Genomic DNA, 18,900 nt, shown 5'->3' with positions numbered 1-18,900 from the left:
CGGGCCCCAGTTCTGCTTGTGCAGGGCCTCGATGTAGTAGCGCTGGCCGGCCTGCAGCTGGATGGTGGCCGACTTCTGGCTGGGGTAGCGGGTGAAGTCGCGGTTGGAAGAAGTCCAGCCCGAGCAGGAGGCGATGCGCACCTTGCGGGCCGGGTCGGCGTCGGTGCTCAAAAAGAGCTCGGCGTCGTCGTCGCCCACGATGGCGAAGGTGTAGGCCCCGCTTTGGGGGGCAGACGTAGCCGCGCAGGCGGGCGCCGTAGTTGTAGGCGGTCTGGGCCGGCGACTCGAACGAGGTGACGGTGCTGCTGCTGGTCGGGGCGCTGCCCAGGGGCAGGGCGGCGATGCCGGTGGCCGAGACGTTGTCCCACTGCTCACGCGAGAGGCTGCCCGTGCCCGAGCACGCCGTTGGGGCGGTCGGAGCCGGTGCCGGTGCCGGGGCAGGTGCGGGGGCTGGAGCGGGCGCAGGGGCCGGGGCGGGAGCAGGGGCCGGAGCCACTACTACGCTACCTCCGGTTTCGCTGAAGAAGAGGGGCGAGGCCGTGAGGGCAATGTTTTGAGCCGAAACAGTGGTTTTGGCAGCGGTGTTGGCGAAGTTCCACTCGTAGCGATTCAGGCCGCTCAGGTTCCAGGCCGAAGGGAAGGAGTAGGTAGCGTTGGCTGCCTCCGTGTTGTCGGTGAGGGCTTTGGCCCACAGTACGTAGCTATAGGTGCCGTTTTTGCTGAAGGCGGCGCCGTTCACGCCAGCAGGCAAGGCCATGCCGGCGGTGCGGGCGTCGTCGTAGTTCCAGCCGTAGAGCAACTTCGAAGTGGTGGCGAAGCCGCGGCCTTGGTCGGTTGGTTTCTCGCTGCCAGGGGCGTCGCGGGTGAGGTTCTCATACAAGCCCATGAGGGCAATTTCGTCCGAACCCGATACCGACGTGCCGGGGGCGGGAGCGTCTACACCCTCGCCCAGGCTGTAGAGGTAGAACTGCTTGATGTGGCTCTTCTGGGCCAAAACCAGGGCTTTGATGCCGAAGTTGCGCTGGTACTCGTCGGTGGAGGTACGGTCTTCCGAGGTGCGGCGCGACACGTTGGTTTCCGACATGATGAGGTTCTTGGCCGGGTAAGTCGTGCCGTAGCCGTACTTGGTCAGCACGTTCTCCATGTCCTGGCGCTCCTTAATCATCTGGTCCACGGCGTAGTCCGACGTGCGGGTGTAGCGGAAGCTGTTGTTGGGGGTATCCCAGTAGTGCAGGGAGTAGTTGGGGTAGCTGTGGAAGCTCAGCGCGTCGAGGTAGGCGCCGGCGGTGTGCGGGTACTGGGCCGTTACGGCGCCACCGTCGGGGTTGTCGGTGTAGCGCAGCAGGGCGTCCACAAACTGGGGGTAGCCTACGCCACCCGTGGTGATGTACGTATCGGGACGGTACTTCTTCAGCACTTCGTAGCCGATGCGCAGCATGCGCACATAGTGGAAGATGGGGGCCTGCAGGTTGGGCACTTCGTCCGGAGCTGGCGGACGGGTCAGCCAAGCATCCTGGCTGGCGCCGTTGGTGAAGTCGGGTTCGTTTACAATCTCCCAGAAGCGCACTTTGTCGCCGTAAGTGAGCTGCATCTTATAGAGGTAGTAAGCAAAGTAGTTGTTCTGGTTCACGGAGCCGTCGCCGTTCCAGATGGGCTCGTACAGGTTGGCGAACAGCTTCGACTGCCGGCTGCCGTAGGTGTTTGGGTCGCGGTGCGCGGGCGTGGGGCTCTCCAAAAGACGGTGAGCTCCTTCATGCCGTAGGTGTTCAAGTAGGCGCTGAAGGTGTTGGCCCGGATGCCGTAGCCCCACTGCTCCAGGAAGCTTTCGGGCAGGGTGGGGCGTACCGAGTGCACCCCTAAGGTTTGGCCTGCTTTGGCCAGCGCTTCGTCGTTCCAGGCAGAACTATAATATCCAAGATTGATACCGTATTGGAAAGGTTCTATATACGGACGGATATAGTCTTTTGCAGTGCGAGTAGGGGCTTGAGCATAAGCGTAAAATGCAGACTGGCTTATTAATAGGACGAGGATTGAAAGAAAGCGTCTCAAGAGTAAATTGTACTTTGTGAGAAAAATAATTAATAATTGAAAGGCGTATTGTATTAGCAACGTACAATTCCTATCAACTTTAACAAATGTACTTGCTCAAATCGGGAAACCGAAACCCGCCATTGGGTAAAGGCCTGAAAACAAGGCCTCATATCAGTAAAAATCAATCATATAAGTAATCATATCCTCTTACAGCGGAGGAGGTCGTAAGCAGGAGCGTAGGAACCTTTTTTTGCCCGGAAATAGGAGTTTTAATGTCTGAATACTAGTACTATAGCCTGCTAATTGGATTTTGTACGGCCTATTAGCCCCGTACTATAATTTTTTCCATTTGTGTAACCTAAATAGACCGAAAGCGTAGGCCAAAATTTTGCACCTGTTTTTTTCGGCTTGTCGGCCAGAACGGTTGAGCCGTTCTCAAGTGGCGCTAGTGCCCAGGTTAGCAGAAGCCAAATGGAAATAGGAATGCAAAACAGGCGGGCGGCACCTCCAAAGTGCTACTCTCTTACGGACGAGCTGTCCTAAAATGCGCTCCTCAGTAAATGGTATAATTTAGGGGATTGAGTTGGATAGCTCAACCTTGCGCTGACCAGTATAGACGGCGCAAATATTTGATCCGCAAAGGATTTAGCTCAAGATTAGCGCCTAGCTAATACCACACAGTGCTTGGTTGTTGCAGGGCGGAAGATGAATTGGCGGATTCAGCCAAGCCCAGGCTAGGGGGCAAACTGGCTCCGGCTTCCTTGGTTTCGTATGCTAGTCTGCGCGCCGGCTTGGTACTCACCTATACTTTCGGTGCGTTCATTCTATGCTGTATCTGCTGCGCGATGCGCTGTTTCCGCTGGTGGTGTTTGTGCACGCGGTGCTCATCGGGGCGCCGGCCAACCACGGGCGGGGCCGCTTTCGGCACGCGGCCTACCGCGTGCACCGGGTGGGCCGCCTGCCCCACGCCCTGCGCGAAAGCTCGGGCCTGGCCCGGGCCGGTTCCCGGCGCGGCTTGTGGAACCACGGCGACGCTGGCACCCCCGCCCGCCTCACGCTTATAGAGCTGCCCGGCACCATCCGGCGCACGCTCGACCTGGCGCCCCTGCCCAATACCGACTGGGAAGACCTCGCCCAGGACCGCGCCGGGCGCCTTTACATCGGCGACTTCGGCAACAACGCCAACCAGCGCCGGGACCTGGCCATCTACCGCATCGGCTTACACGACGGCCGGCCCGTGGTCGACACCATTGCCTTCCGCTACCCCGACCAGCGGGCTTTTCCACCGGCCCGGAAGCGCCGCAATTTCGATTGCGAGGCCTTTTTCTGGTACCAGGACACCCTGCACCTGTTCAGCAAAGACCGCAGCCTGCAGCAGTGGGTGAAGCACTACGCCGTGCCCGCCCGCCCCGGCCGGCACGTGGCCACGCTGCTCGACAGCATCCGGCTCAACCGGCCCATTACCTCGGCCGACATCAGCCCCGACGGGCGCACGGTGGCCCTGTTGGGCTACGGGGGCGTGTTTTTGTTTGCCCGGCAGCCCGGCCGGCGGCTGTTCGATGCTCCCAAAAGCTTTCGCGCGCTGCCCACCACCGGCCAGGCCGAAGCCCTCGTCTTTCTCAACGACTCCACCTTTGTGGTGAGCAACGAGCAAGGGCGCCTCTACCAGGCCACTGCCAAGTAGCCGGCGGACGGGCTTCTTGAGTAGAAATACGGAACAAGTTGGTCCTAAAACCAGTGTTTATTTTCCCGCTATGGCTAAGCTCAGCTTCGTTAAAGGGCCTAATAATCATTGCCATGCCGTATGAAACCTGCGCATCCCGCCGTTGCGCCTGGGGCCGCCGAACCGCCCCTGATGGCGCCTACCTTTTGCGTGAGCCGCTCGCCGGAGCCTCCCACGTACCACCAGTTGTCTTTGGAAGATGAAAAAGGCTGCGTAGCCAGCTGGGTAATCCCCTTGCCGCTAAAGCAGCTCAGCAAAAAGCACGTCTTGCTGTGGCTGCTGCCTGCCGCCCTTGCCCCCGAGGCCCACGCCTGCGTAGAGAGCGGCCCCGTGCGGCAGGTGCCTAGCCGCGACGGCACGCCCGCCGACCTGCGCCGCAAGATGGCGCAGGGCCTGCTGCAGCTCAATTTCAGCGGGCACTGGCTCAGCGGCTACCACCGCCTCCGCCGCCTGCCCGAAGGCAACGGGCAGCTCTGGCAGCTGTCGCCCATCAGTTAATGTCTTTGATAATCAACGGTATCGCGGCCGCTGATTATCAGTAAATCGTGGCTCGGGCCCGGTTTATAGCGAGGCTGAATACCAATTAACCGTAGGTTGATTTCCGTATTTATGGCATCGCCAAGGTAGTTTTTGGGCCGTAAAAAAGTGAGCCCATCGTTATCCACGCAAGACGGGTAGCGATGAACTGGGGAAAATGGCACCGGTGAATATCACTGCCCCTGGCTTCCCCAACTGCCACCACAGACGCACTACCGGAACATCGTTCCTCTAGGCGTCTGTGCTGGTAAGCATTACCGGCCAGGGAATAACCTATTAGCGAGTTTCAGCGCATGATTTTGCCACGCAGGTCCCAGTGGCTGGACTTCACTTCCAGGCTGTTGGGTTGGCGCTTGATGGTGCGGGTGTAGCGCTCGCCGGCGATGAGGCCGTCGGGACGGCGCTTGCCGAAAAACAACGTTACCGGTTCGCCGTGCTCATTGGTGACGAAGGTGATGTCGTAACCCTTAAAAACGTCGTCGATGCTGGTGGAAGGCTCAAACGTTCTGCTCAATTTCTTGTCCAGTTCGTGGTGCAGGGGCATGGGCGGAAATAAAATGGTACGGCGATTCTACGGCTGATTTTTGCGCCCGGGTTGGCTTTTGAGCCCAAAATATTTCTCCTTTATGCGCCGCCGTGTTGCCGCCGAAAGCCCGATTTGCGGGCTACTCATTGCTGCTCAGGCTACCTCAGGGCCTGCCGTGGAGCTGAAACCGGCCGCCGTCCCGGCCAGCACCGCGCGGGTGAGGGGCAGACTGCCGGGGTAGTCGCGCTGCAAAAAGGCCACCGCCTGCTCGCGCACGGCGCACCGCAGCTCCCACACCGAGCTGGCGTCGGCGGCGCTCACCAGGGCCCGCAGTTCCAGCGTGCGTTCCTTCGCGTCGGTGACGTGCAGCACGCACACGCGCTGGTCCCAGAGCGGGTGGGCCTCCACAATGCGCTGGAGCTCGGCCCGCACCGCCGGCACCGGTACCGTATAATCGGCCTGCAGGTGCACCGTGCCCGTGATTTGGGCGCTGTTGCGCGTCCAGTTCTGAAACGGCTTTTCGATAAAGTAATTGAGCGGCAGTACCAGCCGGCGCTCGTCCCAGAGCGCGAGCACCACGTTGGTGAAGGTGATTTCCTCCACGCGCCCCCATTCGCCTTCCACCACCAGCACGTCGTCGATGCGCAGCGGCTGGGTAAACGCCAGCTGGAAGCCCGCCAGCAGGTTGCTCAGCGAGCGTTGGGCTGCAAAACCGATGATGACGCTGGCAATGCCGGCCGAGGTGAGCAGGCCGGTGCCGATGCGGCGCACCGTGGCAAAACTCATGAGCACAAAGGCCGCCGCGACGAAGAATATCAGCGAAACCACGACCTTCTTCACAAACTGCAGCTGCGTGAACAGCTTACGCACCTGCAGGTTATCGGGCTGCGACAGCGAGTAGTGCTGCAGCACCAGGTCTTCGGCCACCTCCACGGCGCGCATCAGCCCCCAGGCGAAGCTGGCGATGAAGGCAATTTCCACCACGCGCCGCAGCAGCTCAAACGGGCCGGCCGGCAGCGGCACCAGCGGCAGCAGTATCGAGAGCAGCAGCACGGGGAAGAAGTACGCCACGGGCAGGCTCAGGTGCTTGCGCACCGAGGCCAGCAGGGGCGAAGGCCGCCGCCGCTGGTAAGCCCCCAGCACAGAGGCCAGCGCAAACCTTAGTGCCAGCCCGCCCACGATGCTGCCGGCCACCACGCCCAGCGTCACCAGCGCGTCGGGGAAGTGGCTCACCCAATGATGAATGTCTTCTTGATGAATAAGGTCTTCTTGCATGCTCCGCCGGCGGTTTTGCTTCCTCCGGTCCTGCGAGGTGTACCCCGGCGCCAGCGGAAAGGTTGGCTCGTTAAGCCGTCCGGCCCGGCGGTGCCACGTGAGCCGCGAACCTGGGCTGAAAACCGGTGATGCTGGCGCGGCGGTCCCGGGGCCGTTGGCGTTTGAGCAGTTACTGTTGGCTAAAAGCGCCAGGAGCTGGCTCAATCAACCCTGATTCAGTTGATTGAGCCAGCTCCTGAGCGGTTGGCTTATGAAAATCGCGGCCTTGGAGCTGCTAGTCGCGGTAGTTGAGCGCGGGTTTGCGGTCTCCGAGCAGAGGCTTGTAGATATAATCGCCCACGTCCTGCTTAAACTCGGCGGTGGCTTTGGCCAGCAGGCTCGGGGTTGGTAAACAGGTCGATGGCCGTGAGGGTCATGGTTTTGGCGGCCACCATCATGCCCTTGGTGCCCACTTCCTGGCCGCTGCAGGCCACGGCCTGCCAGCTGTGGGCCGGCGTGCCCGGAATCCAGGTGGCGGCCGTCAGGCCCACGGTGGGCACCACGTAGCTCACGTCGCCCACGTCGGAGCTGCCGCCGCCGTCGCGGAGCGCAAAGGGTGCGATGCTGCCGGCGGCCTCCACCGCGGGCGCCGCAAAGCCCAGCGTGGCCTGAATCTGTTTGCCAAACGCGGTTTCCTCCGGCGTGTAGCTCACGCCGCCCACCCGCTCCAGGTTCACTTGCAGCGCGCGGGCCAGGGTTTCGTTGAGCAGCAGGCTCGTGGGTGCCGCCGATGATTTCGTAGTCCATGGTGGTGCCCGTGCCCAGGGCCGCGCCTTCGGCCGCTTTTACCACGCGGGCAAACACGTCCTTCACGTTGTCGCGGTTGGGGTGGCGCACGTAGTAGTACACTTCGGCGAAGTCGGGCACCACGTTGGGGGCCTTGCCGCCGTCGGTGATGACGTAGTGAATGCGCGTTTCCTGGGGCACGTGCTCGCGCATCATATTCACCATGTGGTCCAGGGCTTCTACGCCGTCGAGGGCGCTGCGCCCGCGCTGGGGCGAGGCCGCCGCGTGCGAGGCGATGCCGTGGAAGCGGAACTTGGCCGAGGTGTTGGCGATGTAGCTGGCCATCATGGACGTGTTCTGGTTGCTGGGGTGCCAGTGCACCACGGCGTCCACGCCCTTAAACAGGCCGGCCCGCACCAGGTACACCTTGCCGCTGCCGCCTTCTTCAGCCGGCGAGCCATACACCTTCACGGTGCCCTTGAACTTGCCTTCTTTAATCAGCTTTTTTAGCTCAATTCCGGCCGCCACGCTGGCCGTGCCGAAGAGGTTGTGGCCGCAGCCGTGGCCCGCGTCGAGGCCCGCCACGGGCTTTTTCTCGGCGCTGGCCTGCTGCGAGAGCCCCGGCAAGGCATCATACTCGGCCAGAATGCCAATCACGGGCTTGCCGCTGCCGTACGTGGCCACAAAAGCGGTGGGAATATCGGCCACGCCGGCCTGCACCGTAAAGCCGTTGTCGCGCAGCGTCTTCTGCAGCAGGGCCGAGCTTTTGGTTTCTTTGTATCCCACTTCGGCAAAGCCCCAGATGCTGAGCGCCACCTTCTTATAATCGGCGTAGCGTCCTTCCAAGTCCTTTACGGCCTGGGCCTTCACGGCCTCGACCTCAGCGCTCTGGATTGGCGCCAGGGCAGGCCCGGCGGCCAGCAGCCCGGCGCTCAAAAGGCAGAGCAGCGAGTAAGTAGTCTTCTTCATAAGGCAAGCAATTGGAACCCAGCAGTCATTTGCTGGTTCAGGCTGGGCGAAAATAGCAGCATTTGCCTGCCCGGCCATGCCCTGGTGGATTTGCTCATCACGAAGTGATTGCGGTTTCGTGGTCCGTGTCCTCGATTGGTCTTACCCCTGCCGGGCACGGCCCCGGTTCGCTTGATGCGCGAAGCCGGTGGAGATGGGGGCCTGACGATTGTAGCGCGGACTCTGTAGTCCGCGTCCCCGCGCCGTCCAGGTATCGTTCGGAGACGCGGACTACAAAGTCCGCGCTACAATCGCGCCGGGGCCGTGCCCGGCAGGGGTGAGGCCTAACCTGTACGCCGGCTCCGAAACCACGCTATACGACGGTTTACAACGACATTTTTTGATAAATGCCGGTGCCGGGAATAACGGGTATGTAGCCTGCCGGGCAGCCTGTGCGTAGCAAACCAGAGCAGCCAACTACCCGCATTCGCCGTTACAAGGTCGTTTTCTTGATTTAAATTATGATGTCTACTTCCTATCAGCCCGATGTTCTCGGCCCCGACTTTGAGCAACGGGTGCTGCCGCAGCCGGCCGACTACGAAGGGCCGGTGCACAGCACGCTGGTGCGGCTTCGGCCCACGGGCCCATCGGCCCGGGCCGTGCTGTACGTGCACGGGTTCAACGACTACTTCTTTCAGCGCGAAATGGCCCAGCGCTACCAGCAGCACGGCTACCATTTCTACGCTCTCGACCTGCGCAAATACGGCCGCTCCTGGCAGCCCCACCAGCACCCCAACAACGTGCGCCACCTGCGCGAGTACTTCGCCGACCTGGACGCGGCCCTGGCCGTCATAAAGGCCGAGGGGCACGACACCGTGCTGCTGAGTGCCCACTCCACCGGCGGCCTGGTTTCAGTGCTCTACGCACAAGAAGGCGAAAACCGGGGCGTCTTGTCGGCGCTGTTTCTCAACAGCCCGTTTCTGGCCATGCACCTGCCCCGGGCCGCCAAACACCTGGCGCTACCGATGGCCGCGGCGGTGGGCCGGTTTGCCCCCAATCTGAAAATCCCGGGCAACCTGGCCACCACTTACGGCGAAAGCCTGCACCGGCAGCACCGGGGCGAATGGGAGTACCACCTGCCCTGGAAGCCCGTCGCGGTGTTTCCCATTACCATTGGCTGGGTGCGGGCCATTTACGAGGGCCATCGGCGCGTTCGGGAAGGGCTGGGCCTGCGGTTGCCCATCCTGGTCATGCATTCGGACCGCACCGTGCAGGCCCGCGGCTGGAGCGAAGACTACTTCCGCGCCGACGGGGTGCTGAACGTGCGCGACATCCGGACGCTGGCTCCCCGGCTCGGGTCCCGCGTCACGGTCCGGGCCGTTGCCGGGGGTATGCACGACCTCATGCTCTCGCCTCAGCCCGTGCGCGAGATGGTGTACCAGGAGCTGTTTGCCTGGCTTTCCGCTACGCTGGGGTGAGGCAGAAAAGAAACAAGCGCACCCGCTGGCGCGCTTGTTTGGGTTTTAGGAGAAGTTGGGCGCTGGCATTCTATACTACGGCCACAGTTCCCGGGCATTCGTACCCCTAGGTCAGGTGGAACAGGCCGTCGAGGCGCAGCAGGTGCAGGCAGCGCCGCAAGGGGCCGTTGACGTGGCGCAGCCAGACACTGGCCCCGGCTCGGTGCAGTAGAAGCAGCTCTGACACGACGTGGCTCACCCCGAGCGTGCGCTGGCACTTCAAGCGACTGGCGTCGATGTCCAGCGCGGGCGGGGCCGGTCCGGCCCCGCCCGAAAAGCCGGGCGCGGACGGCGCGCAGGGCCGCGACATCGTCCAGGTTCAGGGCCACGGCCGCCGGCAGCGGCGCGGTCCGAGGCCCTGGAAGACCTCGCCGCGGAGGCCCAGCCCAGCAGCCCGGTGCTGGTGCTGCTCGATGTGAAGATGCCCGGCATGGACGGCATGGCCTTCGTCGATGCCTACCAGCGCCTGCCCGCGGACCGGCAACAGGCCGTGGTCATCGTCCTGCACACCGCGTCCATGAGCTCCGTCGACCTGGGCCGCATCGACTCCCTGCCCATCGCCGGCCTGGTCAGCAAGCCCCTCACCAAGGAAAAGCTCGACACCATCCTCAAGCTGCACTTTCAGCGCCGCTTTCCCACCACGTAGGGGCTTGCTAAAGCACTTGCAGTAGGTAAACGAGCCAACCGGATGCTCCGCTCGTTTCGGGATAGTCCGACCCTGCCAACTCCTTGCTGGAAGCTGCCAGGGTGCGGTCGGAGCTTCTCAAGCACACGGCACGGTAACCTTCCGGCCGCTCAGCTCAACTCCACAAAAAAGCAGGTCCCTTCGCCCTCCTGGCTTTCCACCCACATCTTGCCGCGGTGCAGCCGCACAATCTGCTTGGTGATGAACAGCCCCAGCCCGGTGCTGGCCTCGCCTCCCAAGCCCGCGCGGGCCGAGGCGCTGAACTTCTCAAACAGCTCGGCCCGCAACGCCTCGGGAATGCCAATGCCGGTGTCCTGCACCGTGAGCAGCACCCGTCCCTCCGTTTCCCGCAGCCCCACCGTCACGTGCCCCCGGCCGGGGTAAACTTCAGGGCATTGCTCACCAGGTTGTCCACCACCCGCCCGAAGACGTCGGCGTTCAGGTTGGCGTGCACGGTATGCGCGGGCACCTCCAGCTGCAGCGTCAGCCCTTTGCCGTGGGCCGCCAGTTGATGGGGTGCCAGCCGGGATTCCAGTAAGGCGTTGAGGTCGGTGGGCTGCTTTTTAAGTGGGCCGCGTCGAGCGAGCCCAGAAACAGCACGTCCTGGAGCAGATTGGTGGCGGTAGCACAGGCCTGGCGGATGAGGGCCAGGTAGTGCGTGGTATCCGGCGCGTTGTCTGCAACGGCAGGTGGCCGCGTCCACCTGCCGTTGCAGCAGGTCGGTGACCAGCTGGATGTGGCCAATGGGCGCTTTCAAATCGTGCGTCACCAGGTGCAGGATGGTTTCCTGCGCGTCGTATAGGCGCTTGAGGGAAATTTCCAGGGCCTTGCGCTCGCTGATGTCTTCCAGCAGCGTGTAGCCCAGCTCCTGGTCCCCGTCGGGGAAGCGGATGGACGTGACCTGGCACCAGAACGAAGAGCCGTCGGGGCGCATCAGGCAGGTTTCCAGCGTGAAGTGCGGCAGCTTGTGGGCCCACAGCCGCTCCTGCAGGAATTGCCAGTCCTCGCGGTGGTCGGGGTGGGCAAACTCTTTGATTTGGTGGCCCACCACGTCCTGGAGGCCGGCCACGCCCAGCATGTCCACTACCGCCCGGTTGGCCTGCCGGATAACCAGGTCCGAGGTAATGATTTTCTGCCCGAACGGCGAGTTTTCAAACACGGAATGGAACCGGGCTTCCCGCAGCTCCTCTTCGTCGGATTCGGCCTGCTGCGCCCGCGCCACCGCCTGGCCGGCGCGCAGCTGCCGGTTTTCTTCGCGCAGGGCCGCGTTTTGCGCTTGCAGGGAAAGCGGCTTGGTAGGGAGTTTCATAGCGGGACTCAGCCGGAGGCCAAGAAGGGGAGGGGCAAAGTACGTATTACTGCCCGTTGCGGTTTATGCCGAAAAAACTGTCGCGGGGCCTCGCCAGCTTATCCACCTAACCAATTTTGAGTGTGTTGCCTGCACCGCCTACTGTTGGGCTGAGCCGGCGCATTACTATTTTACATTCCGATGAGCCCGACGGTCTGCGCCCTTGCCGAACGGGCTCCCGCAAGGCCTGCCAGCCCCGGTTCTGGCTCGGGATTTACCGCAAACAGTCTGCGTACTTCCCGTTAGCCGCGTGTTGCAAGTACGTAAATTGAGCCAAAAGGCCGTTTTACTCATCTCAACCTGGACAATTGGCGTTTAAACGCCACCGCCCCGGCAGCCTGCCGGTGGCGTTTCCCCGTCCTTTCTGAGTTATGAAAACCACCCCGACTGCCGACCGCCCACTGCGGCAGGCCGACCCCCGAATCGTGAAGAAAACCCGGCGCGACAACGCGGCTTACGCCACCTTCGGCGGGCTGCGCGGAGAACAAGACCACGACTACCTGCCCCAGCCGGCCCCCAGCCCCCAGGCCCCGCACCTCCTGGAGTTCGGGCGTCCCCGTCTGTAGCAGCCGCGCCACCAGAAGCGCCTTCCCAGTAGGTGCGCCGCGCCCCTGCGCTGCTGTGCGGAAAGCAGCGCCCGGGTGCCGTGTTTCCCTTTATGTTTCCCCCTTTTTGCCTTACATGCCCTCCCGCACCCCTCATCCCAAAGGCCGCCTGCTGCTCATCGGCGGCCACGAGCAGCGCCAAAAGCCCGAAGAAGGCGACGCCCCCGAGCAGGCCCCCGACTTCATTCTCCAGCGCTTCGTCGACGAGCCTGGCCTCCAAAAACACCGTACTGGTCATCCCCACCGCCTCCGAAGTGCCCGAAGAGGCCGCCCGGGAGTACGTGGAGCTGTTCACCGGCCTCGGCGTTAAGCACGTCGAAGTGCTCGACGTCCAGAATCGCGAGCAGGCCAATAGCCCGGAAGTGTTGGCTTTGCTCGACCGCGCCAGCGGCGTCATGTTCACCGGCGGCGACCAGCTCCGCCTCACGGCCCTGCTCGGCGGCACCCAGTTCCTGTTGCGCCTGCGCGAGCGCTACGAGCGCGAGCCGTTCGTTATTGCCGGCACCAGCGCGGGCGCCGCGGCCATGTCCACGGCCATGATTTACCAGGGCCGCAACGACGCCGGCTTTCGGAAAGACGAGATTCACCTCTCCGCCGGCCTGCGCCTGCTGCCCGACACGGCCATCGACACCCACTTCGTGACCCGCGGGCGCATCGTGCGCATGGCCCAGATTATCGCCGCCAACCCCGGGTGCCTGGGCATCGGCCTCGAGGAAGACACGGCCGTGCTCGTCACCGCGGGCCGCGATTTCGAAGTGCTCGGCAACGGCATCGTCGTGCTCGTCGACGGCCTGAACTGCACCGGCAACACCCTGCCGCAAGTCAAGCCCGGCGAGGTGTTCTCCATCCGCGACCTGCGCGTGCACCTGCTCTCCCGCGGCGAACGCTACACCATGCCCGGCCCCATGGCCAACGGGCAGTAGACGTTTTTCCCTTCCTCGCCCCTCCGCATGAGTCCACGCCCCCTTCCACCGGCTTCGGCCCCGGTAATGGCCCGGATTGTCGAGCGCAACATCCAGGAATTGCTCACGCGCCGGCAGGCCGAGGAAGCCCGCCGCACCTGGCAGGAGCGCCTCGCCGATGCCGTCACCACCTTTGCCGGCAGCCTGACCTTTGTGTTCATTCACCTGGCTTTGTTCGGCGGCTGGATTATTTGGAACGCCGGCTGGCTCGGCCTGAAACCGTTCGACCCCAGCTTCGTGGTGCTGGCCATGTTTGCCTCCGTCGAGGCCATTTTCCTCTCCACGTTCGTGCTCATCAGCCAAAACCGCATGTCGGCGCAGGCCGACAAACGCGCCGAGCTCAACCTGCAGGTCAGCCTCCTCAGCGAGCACGAAATCACCCGCCTTGTCACGCTGGTGGCGGAAATGGCCAAAAAGCTCGGCATCCGGGAAGGACACGACCCGGAAATAGCCGAGCTCGCCCGGGACGTCCGGCCCGAGCAGGTGCTCGACACCATTGAGCACCACGAGCAAGTCAGCTCCCCGGTTTAGCCCGGCCTTGACCGGCGCCGCGGCGCAGGCCAGGTGCTGGAAGCAGTCGCCGGCGCGGGCCTGAGCCAATCCATCCGGGCCACGCACCCCGACAAAAGGCAGGTGGCCGTGGCGGTTTCCTGCAAGGCCGGCCGGCCAGGTTGGGCCACGCCAGCAGCCCTGCCAACGCCTTCCAACTCAGTACCAGAATCAACCGCTTGCTTGTCATGGAACGAACGGACGGGCGGGTTTTAGCCGTTGCATACTCGTCTGCCACTTTCATCCCAATCGGTCCCATTATGCCCCAGGTGTGCATCTGCCCCAAAGAAGCAGCTCAGCTCACCGGCACCAAATACGGCCCGGCCAAGGTCCTGCTGCAGCGCATCCGCGCTGAACTCAACAAGCCCGCCCGGGTCTACTTCTCGTTGGCCGGGTTCTGCCAGTACACCCACCTTCCCGAGAAAGACGTTTCCTGTGCCCTAAATACACGGTAGGGCTGGAGCCTAGCTCGAGTATAGTTAAAGCCGCCTTCCCCCACTTTGCATAGCTCTTTCGGACGCCTTGTGAAGTCTCCGAGGCGGCCAGGGCCAGACCAGCAAAAATATCCGCTAACCACCCCGGTCTTTCAATACTGTCCGATATTGTGTCCGACAGAAAAGCAAAAAGCCCATTTCCGAGCTGGAAATGGGCTTTCTTGTAGTCCGTAGGGGACTAGTTCGACTTACCTTAGATATACCCTAAAATGCTCTAAAAACACTGTTTAAGGCGAATTAAGACATTTTTTCTGTCATTTAGTTGCCCCCGTACGCGTGCTTTCCTCCCCTTTCCGATACTAATTCGATACTAAGAAGCGTTATTGTAGTATCGTTCACATATGTTCCCAACATGAAAGCACAACTAGTGGCCCGCAACCCTAAAAAAGTAGACGACGATAAGCACAGTAGGGACAATAAGAAAAAAAGATAATTGTCACCCTCTATGTTGAGTATCGGCACGCTGACAAATTCAAACGCATCCCCACGGGCCTGAAAATATTAGAAAAGTATTGGGATAGCGGTGCCAAGCGCATCAAAGCCAACGGTACCCTTGATGTGGAAAGAGATAACAAAAATCTTACGACCCTTCTTGACGATGTTAACGCTGCTCTCAGGGACTTCCACAGTCTTAACGGGCGTTGGCCCAGTTGCAATGAATTGGGAGCTATTCGGGTAGAAAAAGCTAGCCCGAGTACATCGGATACTGTGGCACCCCTTCTCACGCCGGTAACGCAAGCCCTGAGCGCCTACATCAATTCCCAGGTTGACTGGCAACCCTTAACAACGAAATCGCACCTGACTTTGCTTAACATCATCCGTGAGTACGTGGAGGAAACGAATACCGTCTGGGAGATGGAAACCCTCAGCAATGATGCGGTTACGGCATGGCAGATGTGGCTAATGAAAGAGAAGAATTACAAAAACTCTACCCTTGGCAAGCAAGTGAAAAAGCTGAAGCAGTTCCTGAAGAACTCGCCTACCGGCGCTCCTCACGTCAACCTTAGTAATGTTGCTCCCATACACGAAATGAGAGTCAGTAGCGCAATAGTAACGATAACAGCAACGGAGATGGCTCAACTTTACCGGCTTGATTTATCTCAAAGCCCACGCCTCGAAAGAGTCAGAGACCTTTTCATACTTCAGTGCTACACGGGCTTGCGCTACTCCGATGTCATCCGTTTGCAGCGGGCCGACATTTCAGGAGGATTCATTAGACTGGAAACCCAAAAGGTCGTTGATGGCACCAATATCCCTCTATTCACCCAAGCAGAGGCCATTTTGGAGAAGTACGGCTATAATTTGGCGCCGCTAGCAATCTCGAATCCCAAGCAGAATAAGTACCTCAAGGAATTATTGTCACTGACCTCTACCCTCGAAGCAATTCCGACCCTGAAGAGGGAAGTAAAATTGCCCGAAGAACGCGGGACGGTGCGCAAGTATCCAACGGCCCCACTATACACCGTAATATCAACGCATTGCGCAAGAAAATCATTTATTAGTGCGTGTCTTGAGTGGGCCAGCCCGCGTATATGGTGAAACAGTTCAGCTTACACAAGACGGATGCTAGTTTCGCCCGCTACGTGAACGCTGCCCAAGGACAGGTAGCCGCCGCCGCTGCGTTACAAAACGCCTTTGATGCCTTGTGAGGAATTTCGCCATCGATAACGTTGCCCACGCCCCGCGCCGTAAATGGCCGGGGCTTTTTCATGCCTACCGGCACCGGTTAACTCAGGTGACAATATATTTCCTTGCGTTGGTAACCAGTGAATTACCGGAAATCGGTTTTCCTGGCTGGGAAAAAAGGATATGCTTGTGGCCACAGGGCCTATTTAAGATGGAGGCCCCTAAGACATGAAACACTTTTTCACCACCACCACCGATAACCGTCACGATGCAGTAACCAAATTTCGTTTATCCCAGCATCTGCTTTATAAGGCTCAAGAAGCCGCCCGCCAGCGCCACGAAACTTTATCGGCAATACTACGCCGATACCTTGAGGCTTACGCCTCCGAACAGCCCCTAAAACAGGCTGAATAATAGAAAAGCCAGGCCTTACCCATGCCCGGCTTCTATGTAACAATAGTTGAAATTTACCCTCACAATTGACGCGCTGGCTTTGCAACTCGCTAGCACGTCCGACACCCTTAAAAATCTTGCTTTTTCAAACGAGTATATCATTAGTAAATACGCGCTAAAAGGCAACGTTTACGAAATAAACAAAGGTTTGCTGCTCCGCAAAGTCCAAAAGCTGGAGAAGTACTACATGTATTCATTTGAAGTTTGGGCCGACAACGTTTACGTTGCCAATCTCAGCACCAACTGTCGCCAGTATGGCAAGGCCGGAAGCATCAAGTTGGAGTTTCAGAACAGCGTGTTTTATTCCCGCCCTGGCTGGCTTCATTACTTACGTCAGATAGAGCAGCATTTGCCCTTGAGCTTCGTTAGCGTAAGCTACCTGGAAATAGCATTTGACTTCCAAGCAGCAACAGCATTGCTGCCGCAGCTTAGCAACATGTACCGGCATAGCACCTTCATCCAGCACAACCCAAACCCTCAATTTGGTCCGATGCGAGGCCGCCTGCATTGCAGTCTGCTATCTGGTAAGACGTACGTGTTTGGTGCTGGCGTTAAAGGCAAGGACGCCAGTGGGAAGCAGGTGGTGGTGTACAACAAAACCACCGAAATCATAGAGAAAAGCGGGAAAGATTACATCAATGACTACTACAGAGCCAACGGGTTCGACATGAGCCTTGATGTTGAGCGCGTAGAAGTCAAGCTGAGCAGCAAATACATGAGCAAGCACCTCATCTACCTGGAAGACCTGACCAACTTCGATACCATGGGCAATATTTTCCGTGTATCTGTGGGCGATACCTTCAAATTCCGTTTGTTGGGAAGCGTTACCTACGATGCTAACCGCAACAAGAAGACGGCTACGGTTGCCCTCATAGAGTTTCAACAATTCTCCGATGCCCCGCTTTACCTAAAGCCCGTGTACGCTAACGATGACGCCACCGACAACCGCAAGCGCACCGAAGCTAAAACGGTAGTATGGCGATATGTCACCTACGGTAAATCTCAGGACCTTGACCACCTAGACTACATCCGCACGGATGTTAAAGCCCCTGGTGGTTCGGATTGGACTTGTTTGTTCCGCAAGTATGCGCATGAATTTCACGGTACCCCAACCCCTGAACGGATGGCGAGGATAGATTATTTTAGTTAACCTTTCGTACCCAAGACCCTCGATAACAATTACGGTAAAGGGTACGAATAATTAAAAGAACAACAATTCCAAGCCCCGGTAGAAATCATGCGTCAGCATCAATGATTTCGCTACCCATCAATATAGAACAACCTCGGTAACGAAGCGGCCCGCAAGGGCTTTGCCTTTGAGCGTAGGGTAACGCACCAAAGACGAATAGCGAAGTGCTGCACGGTGGTGACGCTGAAGAACCAGGTAAGCAGTGGTAACAAAAAACCCCGATAGCGTATTGCTACCGGGGTTTTGCTTTTTAGCTACGGGTGTAATGTTGTTACTTGATTCTACGGACGTTCCGCACCCTGACTTCGCTCTACTTACGGTGTAGGCGGTAGAACTCAGCGAAATCCGCTTCCGATACCCGGTACTGAGGTTTTTCACGTGTTCCAATGTTAGCAGCCCGCATCTTGTCTTCGCGGATATACTTCAAGACTGTCTTTGCATCGCGGTCCAAGCGTTTAGCGACTCCTTCAACGGTTAGGCAATACAAAGCTTCACCGGATGCTTTTGCGGTTGCCTCAACTCGCTTTTGGAACGTAGGGGTAAGGGCTGCTACAATCTGGTCAACTATGGCTTGTAACTCGGAGGCGTTCAGGGTGATGCTCATTGGAATTGTTCCGTTTTAGGTGAGTGATACTAAGGTAAGGACTCGTTGCGGGAATTGTTACCCTACGCGCCAGGACTTAGCCACCGGCATCCTCATCCTTATTATGCACCGCCTTAGAACATCTTTTACCCCTGGCTACCTATTGCCATCGAACACGCCATGCTGCTCAGGTAGGGTTTGAAGCCAGACCTTACCGTTGTGTTATTCGAGCTTGAGCAACACTGAGCGTTCACGGTCACCGCTTTGGTCAGCAGGTGTATTGCGGTCAACCATTATAGTCTGTTTCACTACACCGTCCACTACAACATCAGCTTTGATACTAGTGCTGACAGAAAGGGTCGCCGTGGATGTTACCGGTGACAAGCGAACCATGGCCTCAATTTCATTGCCTTTGACTTTAGCCCGTGAAGCCTTGTGGATGCGTGATTCCGTGCTGTTGGGGTTGGTTGCGAATGTAGTGGTAGCACCGCTTCCGTCGTTTTCCTCTACATACCATTGGCCTGTGTAATTGCTAGGTATAGCGGTTGCCTGGAAACGTACCTCAACATCGTGTTCCTTGGGCTTCGCATCTTCTTTGTCGCCGCAGCTAGCGAGGCTGACACACAATAGCACGGCCGAAAGGAGGTTGGTTGTAAAAGCTCTTTTCATCTAAAAAGGTAAGCTGGAATTAGAAATTGTTGAAAATCATACCCAGCAAATATATAGGCCCCGATAGGCATTAACCCCAGCAAGCGCAACGTCTACCTTTGATATATGGCCCGTAGCAGTTGTTCATCCCGACCAGGTCCTTACTGCCACCAACCGCCGCTACGGTATTGGTTCGATACGAGAAGCTTTTCGGTGGTTAGGTTCAGCTTTGCTAGCAGCCCCAAGCTTACCTTCTCAAGGACAGATAAGCCTCTGGACCCCAGGTTCAGGATGCCGGGCCAGCCGCGAAAAGACCAGTTGTCGTTTCTGGAGGAAGACTGCCTGTATTGAAAATGCTGCCGGTAGCCGTGAAGCGTTGAATTGCTTATTCGCTAGCACCCGCGTACTTTCAAGGCCCCGTACTACCATCGGGGCC

The 18,900-nt window shown here is 59.3% G+C and carries 21 protein-coding genes and 1 pseudogene; 13 read left to right on the top strand and 9 right to left on the bottom strand.

The annotated features are described in order from the left end of the window. Window positions 1-6 precede the first annotated feature (6 nt). Window positions 7-198 (bottom strand): annotated as a pseudogene (locus tag ACFQT0_RS22100) (hypothetical protein); the annotation flags it as partial. A 2,659-nt stretch (window positions 199-2,857) separates the two neighbouring features. Here ACFQT0_RS22100 and ACFQT0_RS22095 point away from each other — a divergent pair. Together ACFQT0_RS22095 and ACFQT0_RS22090 are read left to right on the top strand one after the other, a co-directional pair. After that, window positions 2,858-3,715: a hypothetical protein gene (locus ACFQT0_RS22095; RefSeq protein WP_380205238.1), complete on the top strand. Its 858-nt coding sequence runs from the start codon at window positions 2,858-2,860 to the stop codon at window positions 3,713-3,715. A gap of 171 nt (window positions 3,716-3,886) precedes the next feature. Continuing rightward, window positions 3,887-4,252 carry a hypothetical protein gene (locus tag ACFQT0_RS22090; protein WP_380205237.1) on the top strand — a complete coding sequence of 122 codons (366 nt, stop codon included), beginning with the start codon at window positions 3,887-3,889 and terminating at the stop codon, window positions 4,250-4,252. Between the two features lie 325 nt (window positions 4,253-4,577). Here the strand turns inward: ACFQT0_RS22090 and ACFQT0_RS22085 are convergent, their stop codons facing one another. From ACFQT0_RS22085 to ACFQT0_RS22075, 3 genes are all read right to left on the bottom strand, one after another. Beyond that, on the bottom strand, window positions 4,578-4,835 hold the full coding sequence (locus ACFQT0_RS22085) for a hypothetical protein (protein WP_380205236.1): 258 nt from the start codon (window positions 4,833-4,835) through the stop codon (window positions 4,578-4,580). 135 nt (window positions 4,836-4,970) lie between these two features. Further along, window positions 4,971-6,092, bottom strand: a complete 1,122-nt coding sequence (locus tag ACFQT0_RS22080; RefSeq protein WP_380205235.1) for a mechanosensitive ion channel family protein — start codon at window positions 6,090-6,092, stop codon at window positions 4,971-4,973. 204 nt (window positions 6,093-6,296) lie between these two features. Next, window positions 6,297-7,826 (bottom strand): amidohydrolase, encoded by a 1,530-nt coding sequence (locus tag ACFQT0_RS22075; protein WP_380205234.1) that lies wholly within the window; start codon window positions 7,824-7,826, stop codon window positions 6,297-6,299. 500 nt (window positions 7,827-8,326) lie between these two features. Between ACFQT0_RS22075 and ACFQT0_RS22070 the strand changes: the two genes are divergently transcribed. Then, on the top strand, window positions 8,327-9,283 hold the full coding sequence (locus tag ACFQT0_RS22070; RefSeq protein ID WP_380205233.1) for an alpha/beta hydrolase: 957 nt from the start codon (window positions 8,327-8,329) through the stop codon (window positions 9,281-9,283). 106 nt (window positions 9,284-9,389) lie between these two features. Here ACFQT0_RS22070 and ACFQT0_RS22065 read toward each other — a convergent pair whose 3' ends face one another. Further along, window positions 9,390-9,632, bottom strand: a complete 243-nt coding sequence (locus tag ACFQT0_RS22065) for a hypothetical protein (RefSeq protein ID WP_380206185.1) — start codon at window positions 9,630-9,632, stop codon at window positions 9,390-9,392. On the opposite strand from ACFQT0_RS22065, the gene ACFQT0_RS22060 reads away from it, so the two are divergent. Beyond that, window positions 9,534-9,968: a response regulator gene (locus ACFQT0_RS22060; RefSeq protein ID WP_380206104.1), complete on the top strand. Its 435-nt coding sequence runs from the start codon at window positions 9,534-9,536 to the stop codon at window positions 9,966-9,968. The two genes, ACFQT0_RS22065 and ACFQT0_RS22060, sit on opposite strands and share 99 nt — an antisense overlap. Before the next feature lie 149 nt (window positions 9,969-10,117). Here the strand turns inward: ACFQT0_RS22060 and ACFQT0_RS22055 are convergent, their stop codons facing one another. Next, complete coding sequence (locus ACFQT0_RS22055; RefSeq protein ID WP_380205232.1) at window positions 10,118-10,372, bottom strand: sensor histidine kinase; 255 nt, start codon at window positions 10,370-10,372, stop codon at window positions 10,118-10,120. Continuing rightward, complete coding sequence (locus ACFQT0_RS22050) at window positions 10,369-11,316, bottom strand: PAS domain S-box protein (RefSeq protein ID WP_380205231.1); 948 nt, start codon at window positions 11,314-11,316, stop codon at window positions 10,369-10,371. Before ACFQT0_RS22050 ends, ACFQT0_RS22055 begins: the two co-directional genes overlap by 4 nt. Window positions 11,317-11,726: 410 nt before the next feature. Here ACFQT0_RS22050 and ACFQT0_RS22045 point away from each other — a divergent pair, with 410 nt between their 5' ends. From ACFQT0_RS22045 to ACFQT0_RS22005, 9 genes are all read left to right on the top strand, one after another. Next, window positions 11,727-11,921 (top strand): hypothetical protein, encoded by a 195-nt coding sequence (locus ACFQT0_RS22045; RefSeq protein WP_380205230.1) that lies wholly within the window; start codon window positions 11,727-11,729, stop codon window positions 11,919-11,921. A 115-nt stretch (window positions 11,922-12,036) separates the two neighbouring features. Next, complete coding sequence (locus ACFQT0_RS22040; protein WP_380205229.1) at window positions 12,037-12,270, top strand: hypothetical protein; 234 nt, start codon at window positions 12,037-12,039, stop codon at window positions 12,268-12,270. Then, complete coding sequence (locus ACFQT0_RS22035; RefSeq protein WP_380205228.1) at window positions 12,215-12,883, top strand: cyanophycinase; 669 nt, start codon at window positions 12,215-12,217, stop codon at window positions 12,881-12,883. Before ACFQT0_RS22040 ends, ACFQT0_RS22035 begins: the two co-directional genes overlap by 56 nt. Before the next feature lie 27 nt (window positions 12,884-12,910). Then, window positions 12,911-13,453, top strand: coding sequence for a DUF1003 domain-containing protein (locus tag ACFQT0_RS22030; RefSeq protein ID WP_380205227.1), 543 nt, complete (start codon window positions 12,911-12,913; stop codon window positions 13,451-13,453). 33 nt (window positions 13,454-13,486) lie between these two features. Then, on the top strand, window positions 13,487-13,687 hold the full coding sequence (locus tag ACFQT0_RS22025; protein ID WP_380205226.1) for a hypothetical protein: 201 nt from the start codon (window positions 13,487-13,489) through the stop codon (window positions 13,685-13,687). A gap of 44 nt (window positions 13,688-13,731) precedes the next feature. Then, complete coding sequence (locus ACFQT0_RS22020) at window positions 13,732-13,926, top strand: hypothetical protein (protein WP_380205225.1); 195 nt, start codon at window positions 13,732-13,734, stop codon at window positions 13,924-13,926. A 747-nt stretch (window positions 13,927-14,673) separates the two neighbouring features. Continuing rightward, window positions 14,674-15,504, top strand: a complete 831-nt coding sequence (locus tag ACFQT0_RS22015; RefSeq protein WP_380205224.1) for a hypothetical protein — start codon at window positions 14,674-14,676, stop codon at window positions 15,502-15,504. 315 nt (window positions 15,505-15,819) lie between these two features. Further along, a complete protein-coding gene (locus ACFQT0_RS22010; protein ID WP_380205223.1) occupies window positions 15,820-16,005 on the top strand; it encodes a hypothetical protein in 186 nt (61 codons plus the stop codon). Window positions 16,006-16,051: 46 nt separating this feature from the next. After that, the gene (locus ACFQT0_RS22005; RefSeq protein WP_380205222.1) at window positions 16,052-17,194 is read left to right on the top strand and encodes a hypothetical protein; all 1,143 of its coding nucleotides are present in this window, start codon (window positions 16,052-16,054) and stop codon (window positions 17,192-17,194) included. A gap of 349 nt (window positions 17,195-17,543) precedes the next feature. On the opposite strand, the gene ACFQT0_RS22000 is transcribed toward ACFQT0_RS22005, so the two are convergent. Both ACFQT0_RS22000 and ACFQT0_RS21995 read right to left on the bottom strand, forming a co-directional pair. Continuing rightward, the gene (locus ACFQT0_RS22000) at window positions 17,544-17,837 is read right to left on the bottom strand and encodes a helix-turn-helix domain-containing protein (RefSeq protein WP_380205221.1); all 294 of its coding nucleotides are present in this window, start codon (window positions 17,835-17,837) and stop codon (window positions 17,544-17,546) included. A gap of 201 nt (window positions 17,838-18,038) precedes the next feature. Next, window positions 18,039-18,485 carry a hypothetical protein gene (locus ACFQT0_RS21995; protein WP_380205220.1) on the bottom strand — a complete coding sequence of 149 codons (447 nt, stop codon included), beginning with the start codon at window positions 18,483-18,485 and terminating at the stop codon, window positions 18,039-18,041. Window positions 18,486-18,900 lie beyond the last annotated feature (415 nt).

It is taken from the genome of Hymenobacter humi, from assembly GCF_042665855.1.
Lineage (GTDB): Bacteria > Bacteroidota > Bacteroidia > Cytophagales > Hymenobacteraceae > Hymenobacter > Hymenobacter humi.
The sequence above is the reverse complement of the archived record's forward strand: the minus strand, read 5'-3'. Positions and strand labels throughout refer to the sequence as shown.